This window comes from Amaricoccus solimangrovi, assembly GCF_006385685.1.
Taxonomy (GTDB): Bacteria; Pseudomonadota; Alphaproteobacteria; order Rhodobacterales; family Rhodobacteraceae; genus Amaricoccus; species Amaricoccus solimangrovi.
This window is the reverse complement of the sequence record NZ_VFRP01000089.1, coordinates 1-1,810: the sequence shown is the minus strand read 5'-3', so window position 1 is coordinate 1,810 and position 1,810 is coordinate 1. Positions and strand designations below refer to the sequence as shown.

Sequence of the window (1,810 nt, the reverse complement as noted above, 5' to 3'; positions counted from 1 at the left end):
AGCCGAGATAGTCGCTGCGCGGGCCGCGCCGCGCGCCGCCGAAACAGTCGAGCTGGCAGAAGATCGCCTCCGGATTGATCCGGGCGAGGCTCTCGGCGTCGAGACCGAGGCTCTTCACCTGGCGATCCGTGGCGTTCCACACCACGACGTCGACCGAGCGCAGCAGCCGCTCGAAGATCTCTCGGCCCTCGGGCGACTTCAGCCCGGCGAGGACGGACTTCTTTCCGCGCATGTGGGTCATGCCGAAGATCACCGTGTTCCAGCAATCGTAGAACGGCCGGGCGGGATCGACCTTGATGACCTCGGCGCCGAAGCGGGCGAGATAGGAGACGCTGTGCGGACCGGCGATGACGTTGCAGAGGTCGAGGACGCGCACCCCTTCGAGCCAGCCCTTCGCGGCGCCGGTCGGAGCGGGCGTCGGCAGGCGCGTCGGATGCGCCTTCAGCGCCCCCAGCGCTTCCGCGAAGTCGACGTTCCGGCGCGGCGCGGGGGTGAGCATCACCTCGCCGCTCTCCTCCAGCCAGGCCATCGGACCCGGCTGGATCATCCGGCCGTACTCGGGATCGTCGACCTCGACCACGATCCCGGCGGCCCGGGCGTGATCGTCGCTCAGCCATTCCCTGAGCCAGCGCTGCGGCGTTCCCGGGAACAGCCCCTCGCCGAAGATCCGCTCCCATTCCTCGGCGGCGCGGGTGAGGAATACCTGCTTCATCCGCGCGGCGATCTTGTCCGCCCAGAATTTCGGCAGCGGATAGACTCCAAGCGAGACGTCCGAGGACCATTCGCTGACCGGCAGATAGGTGTCGGGCTCCTCCCTCAGCCCGTCGGCGACCATCTCGTCATAGATACCGAGGGTCTGGAGGCAGCGCTTGGCGTGATTCCGGTGGCTCGGGCAGACCACGTAGAAGGTCCGCCCGTCCTTGCACTCGTAGCTGCGGTAGAAGGGATCGAGGAACTCCTGCAGTTCGCCGTAGGAGACGTTCATCGGCAGGCCGTTCGCGCGCCGCCGCTCGATCTCCTGCTCGCGCTGGGTCTTGTAGCGCGCCGGATAGTCCTCGACGAGCAGCGAGTTGTAGGTGAGCCCCTCCATGACCGCGCTCGCGAGCGGCACCTCGATGCCGTCGCCGAGACCGGTGCGCTCGCGTGCCTGGAGCGCGAGGACCGTGGCCGAGACCGCGAGCATGGTGCCGTAGGCCGAGGCGAGCGGCAGCGGCGAGAAGCAGGGATTGATCCCCATCAGCACCCGGTTCAGGCCCATGTCGGTGAAGACGCCCGAGGCGGCGGCGATGACCGACTCGAAGGCCCGCCACTCCCGGCGCAGCTCGTCGTTCGAGGCGAAGCCGGGGATCGAGACGGTGATGAGTTCGGGCCGCGCCGCGCGCAGCGCCGCCGGATCGAGCCCCAGGCGCGCCATCACGCCGGGGCGGAAATTCTCGACGAGGATGTCGGCCTCGTCGATCAGCCGCCGCGCCTCCGCCAGCCCCTCGGGGGTCTTGAGATCGAGCGGCAGGGTAAGCTTGTTGCGGTTCAGCGTGGCGTTCGCCGGGCTCTCCCAGAGTGGCCCGGACGGAGGGTCGACGTGGACGACCGTGGCGCCGAAGTCGGCGAGGATCATCGCGACCGCCGGGCCCGCGATATACTGCCCGAAGTCGATCACCTTGACGCCGTGAAGGGGAAGGCTCGCGCGCTGCATGATGTGGTTCTCTTCGAATGAAAAGTCAGCCGCGCGGCCGTCGCGCGCCGGCGCGGCGCCGCGCTTCGTCCTACTGAAATCTCGTGTCACGCGGCCCTCCCGTGCCATCCGCCAAGG

The 1,810-nt window shown here is 68.7% G+C and carries 1 protein-coding gene; it reads right to left on the bottom strand.

The features are described 5' to 3' along the window. Window positions 1–1,693: CoA transferase (locus tag FJM51_RS23305; protein ID WP_140456475.1), on the bottom strand; the 1,693-nt coding region annotated here is incomplete at its 3' end. Window positions 1,694–1,810: the final 117 nt, after the last annotated feature.